General features: G+C 42.8%; 4 protein-coding genes and 1 other RNA gene. 4 read left to right on the top strand and 1 reads right to left on the bottom strand.

Annotated elements, in window-relative coordinates; translation table 11 throughout:
- Window positions 1–124: 124 nt before the first annotated feature.
- Window positions 125–943: a DUF4124 domain-containing protein gene (locus CXF58_RS00910; protein ID WP_102076293.1), complete on the top strand. Its 819-nt coding sequence runs from the start codon at window positions 125–127 to the stop codon at window positions 941–943.
- A gap of 115 nt (window positions 944–1,058) precedes the next feature.
- Here the strand turns inward: CXF58_RS00910 and CXF58_RS00915 are convergent, their stop codons facing one another.
- Window positions 1,059–1,775, bottom strand: a complete 717-nt coding sequence (locus CXF58_RS00915) for an SIMPL domain-containing protein (protein WP_102076294.1) — start codon at window positions 1,773–1,775, stop codon at window positions 1,059–1,061.
- A 297-nt stretch (window positions 1,776–2,072) separates the two neighbouring features.
- Between CXF58_RS00915 and ffs the strand changes: the two genes are divergently transcribed.
- The 3 genes from ffs to CXF58_RS00930 all read left to right on the top strand — a co-directional run.
- Window positions 2,073–2,169: signal recognition particle sRNA small type (gene ffs / locus CXF58_RS00920), an RNA gene on the top strand.
- 197 nt (window positions 2,170–2,366) lie between these two features.
- Complete coding sequence (locus tag CXF58_RS00925; protein WP_102076295.1) at window positions 2,367–2,963, top strand: LemA family protein; 597 nt, start codon at window positions 2,367–2,369, stop codon at window positions 2,961–2,963.
- Window positions 2,964–3,013: 50 nt separating this feature from the next.
- On the top strand, window positions 3,014–4,463 hold a 1,450-nt coding region (locus CXF58_RS00930), incomplete at its 3' end, for a M48 family metalloprotease (RefSeq protein WP_180952487.1).

The following is a 4,463-nucleotide window of genomic DNA, read 5'->3' on the forward strand; positions in this document are numbered from 1 at the left end:
GGGTAATTAAAGTGGACGTTTAATTGTTAAATTTAGTGTGTAGTCATTGCTGATTTAATGGCAAAAATATCGCATAATGGTTGCATCTATATATTAATAACAAATTGCTTTAGGCTGATTGACTATGAGCTCATCATTAAAAAGTACTGTTTTTTTAAATAAAGGGTTGTCGCTAAGCCTATTAACAGGTTTGATTATCAGCACCGCCAGTCTTTACGCGCCGATGACAAATGCCGCTGCTATTTATAAAGTTGTCGATGAAAAGACCGGTCAAGTGACCTTTACCGACCGTCCGCAAAACTACGAACAGCAGGCTGGCAAACAAATTAGCCAAACCAGCGTCATGACTGGCAGCGACAGTGTGGGTGCAAATAGTTCTAGTCAAACCAACAATGCCAACAATCAGCCTGTCAATACTACTCAAGCACCTGCTGCTAACACAACTGGCACCACTGCTAATAGTGACACAACCGCTAATAAAGCGCCCATTAATTATCAGCTGACGATAACAGAGCCTAGCGAAGAGCGGGCGTATCGTCGTCCGGTACAAAGCATCGATGTCAAGGTGCAAGTAAAACCAGCACTACAAGCAGGCGATAGCGTGAGCATTTACTTAGATGGTAACGAAGTGGCGCAGGGTTTGAGCGCTTCGATTGCCACCGTTGATATTCTACCGGGTGCGCATAATATCAAAGCGGTGATAAAAAATAAAAAAGGGCAGGTAGCAAAACAGGTCGAGCGTACCGTTTATGTCATTCAAAATACCCAAACCTTGCAAAAAAAGAAGAAATTAGCAGAGCAGCTGTTGGCGTATCAGCGCCTACCTTGGCACCAAAAAGTGTTATTAAAACTGCGTCAAGATGGCAAGCAGCCCAATATGTTGTCATTTACTAAGCCAATAGCTGATAAACCCATGACCCTTGAAGAACCGATAAAGAAATAACCTTGAATCTCTTGATTAAGTGTTAATAATAAAAATATAGCTATAAAATAAGGGCTGTCGCTGAATCAGTGGCTGCCCTTATTGTTAAAAACCATTTTTTATAACCGTCGTTATCTTATTTAGACAACTCAATCGTGCCATTGGCAGTGACTGAAATGGTACTGTTGCCCGATTCAAAATTTTGGCTTGGGACAGCGCTATCCATAGCAACTGATTCGGCTCTCATGCTATACATAGGGCGAGGGTAATTATTATTGTTGGTATTTAAGTTAACGGTTACTACACGATAGCCGCGCGCATCCCATGCACGGGTCAGGTTTTTAGCCTGCTGCTGAAAGGCGCGTGAAGCATCGGTCATAAGCTTTTGTTCAAGCGCATCTTTTTTGGCATCTGAAACCCCAAAGTTTAGATTTTCCATCACTAAGGTTTGTTGTAAGTCTGCAATCAGCTGGCTGGTGGCGACAAAGTCCGTACTCTTTAAGTCGATACTTGCTTGTCCTGTCCAACCAATGATTTTGTCATTTTTATCGTAGCGCGGATAGGTGCGCTGCTGGCCAGTACTGACCGTCACGCTCGGGTAGCGTTTGGCGATTTTCATCGCGTTATTGATTGAAGTATTAAGCGTGGTCGCTAGCGTTTTAGCATCTGATGCTTGCGCTTTTTTATACATAGTGGCGCGAACTTCGTCGTTTTGGACTTCCTCTTTGACTTCTGTCTGAAAAGTCAGCTGATCGTAGCCTGTGGGTTCTGCATGGGCGCTACCTATCATCGCTGTTAGTAGGGCGGCGGTACCCGTAGCAAGTACGGCTTTGTTCATCCAAGTGTTTCTCATGGTTATCTCCTAATTAGTGCTCGTAATGGTCATCATAGTTGTATGAGGGATATGGTCAGAAAACTCATTCTTATATGAGTATTTTTTGTATTGTTTTTTATGCAACATACCCTGACTAAAATAGCAAAAAATCAACAATTTGCTATGAGAATTTTGTCATTTAAGTTGCTGTTTAAATTTGGCTGCATCGTCACTTGCACGTAGTACTGACGAGGTTGTGTATCGCCTAAAGCAAACAGTTTGACAATGGGGGTTGTAATAATAAAAAAATCTTGTATAATCTGCAACTGGTGGCTCCATTGGTAGCCTCGCAACATTGTTCTATGAATCCCGCCAGGACCGGAAGGTAGCAACGGTAATAGTTATAATGTGTGCCGAGGATGTGCTGATGGAGTCGCTTTTTTTTGCCTAAAATTTGCTGATAGTCCTGTTATATCGCTTTAAACGAGTCAAACCTAATAATAAGTCCTTCATTGTAAAGGGCTTTTTTTTCGCCTGATTTTAAACTTCAAACAAAATATATGGGTTAAAATACAATGTAGTAACCTTTAATAACAATATTGTGAACAAAAAACCTTTTGGAGTCTGATAATGAAAATGTTCGTTTGGCTATTCATTGCAGTGGTGGTATTGATCGTAGTGTTTGGGGTGTCAGTATTTAATAAGCTGGTACGTGCCCGCAACCAAGCAAAAAATGGCTTTGCGCAAATCGATGTGCAGCTAAAGCGCCGTCATGATTTGATTCCAAATTTGGTCGAAACCGCCAAGCGTTATCTGAGCCATGAAGAAGAAACGCTGACCCGTGTGATTAATGCGCGTAATCATGCTCAGAGTCTGCAAGATTCTACTAAGCATCAGCCAGATTCGCTTGAACATATGGCGTTGTTTGCCAAAGCAGAGGGTATGTTGTCAAAAGCCTTGGGGAAATTCTCAGCGGTCGTAGAAGCCTATCCTGAGTTAAAAGCGGACAGTATGATTAAAGAGCTGATGGATGAGCTCACCAACACCGAAAACCGCATAGGCTTTGCCCGTCAGCATTATAATGACAGCGTGATGTTTTATAACAATGATCGCGAAGTATTTCCCAATAATCTTGTCAGCACAACCTTTGGCTTTCGTCCACTTAGCCCATTGGTCTTTGAAGATAGAAAACTCATTGCTCAAGCACCTGTCGTCGATATGGGCTGATATTTGTATCATATTAAATGCAGTTAGTTATGGTTAGGTAAAATACATAGATGGATTTTTTTGGTGCACAGCGTAGCCGTACTCAGCGCAGCTTGTTGCTTTATGGGTTATTTTTTCTGATTGTCTTTGCCCATATTGCTGTAGCACTTGGGGTTATGGCGCTGCTGCTCACGCTATTTACCGGTGGCATTTATCATTGGGTATTAATACTGGTTGCTGTCTGGACAATCGGTAGCTTTGTCGTTGGTAGTTTTTTAGAGTATAGACGCTTAAAAGCAGGTGGTCGGGCGATTGCCCAACGTGTGGGTGCAGTGCGCTTGTTTATCGACCACAGCCAAGACACTTGGGAGCATAGCCAAGGAGTTGCCCATCAGCATCAGCCTGTATCAAAAGTTCGCTTTAGTGCCCGCCAGATTGCCGTGCGTGATGAGCGGGATTTCCCGCCTGTTTATCGGCGTTATTATGAGATTGCCCAGCAGCTAGCCATTGCTTCAGGTTTGCGAATGCCAATTTTATATGTGCTGCCTGAAGAACAAGGCATTAATGGTTTTGTGGCGGGTCGCCATAGCCAAGATATGGTACTCGTCGTCACCCAAGGTGCGCTAGATAAACTATCTGATGAGGCGCTATACGGGCTAATAGGGCATGAATATGGTCATATCTTACATGGTGATGCGACGTTTAATTTACAGCTAATGGTGGTGCTATCAGGATTGCAATTACTCTATGACTGGAGTGATTCTATTAATAATTTTGGTTCTGGTTATAAAGTTAGTTATCAAAACACTCAGCAAAACAAGCAGCAAAACTATTTTGATGGCTCTTTTAATGATGCGGTCAATCAAAGCAACCCTTTACCGCAAAAAGCAATCGATAGCCATGCACGTAGCACTGAAGCGCAGACAGCCAACTTTACCACTCATAGTGAATGGGTCGCCCACTGGCAAAACCAGTCGCAAAGCCAGCAATCTTCAGCTAAGAGTCAGTCAAGATGGCTACAACATAATGATAAGTTCAATAGTCAAGCGCCGCGTAATATCTGGACATTATTAATCCATGGATTGAGTTTTTCTAGTATGGCCAGTGCGCAACTGATTAAACACAGCTTTAATCGTGAGCGCGAGTTACTTGCCGATGCGACTAGCGTGCAGCTCACACGCTCACCAGCTATTATGGAAACCTTAAAGGCCATTCACCAAAATGCACTTGGTTCGCGCCTAACTGGCATCGCCGATATCAATGGATTAAGTCATTTTTTCTTTGCCAGTAGTGGTGCCGATTTAGGTGATGTCTCTTGGTTTGCCACGCATCCAAGTTTGGCTGAGCGTATGAGTGCCATCAATGCCAACGCTTATCATGATTTCGCCGTGCAAGTGGCTAAAGAAAAACGTCTCAATCAGCAAAAGATAAAAGAAATTTATGAGCAGCGCCGCTTGGGTGATTGGGGTGTGATAGTAGCAAATAGCCTAAGTAAAAATAAATTTGCTGATAAAAATATTA

It is taken from the genome of Psychrobacter sp. Sarcosine-02u-2, assembly GCF_002836335.1.
GTDB classification, from domain to species: domain Bacteria; phylum Pseudomonadota; class Gammaproteobacteria; order Pseudomonadales; family Moraxellaceae; genus Psychrobacter; species Psychrobacter faecalis.

Coding starts and splice junctions, on each gene's coding strand:
- CXF58_RS00910 (WP_102076293.1), top strand. CDS start 125: ATGAGCTCATCATTAAAAAGTACTGTTTTTTTAAATAAAGGGTTGTCG.
- CXF58_RS00915 (WP_102076294.1), bottom strand. CDS start 1,775: ATGAGAAACACTTGGATGAACAAAGCCGTACTTGCTACGGGTACCGCC.
- CXF58_RS00925 (WP_102076295.1), top strand. CDS start 2,367: ATGAAAATGTTCGTTTGGCTATTCATTGCAGTGGTGGTATTGATCGTA.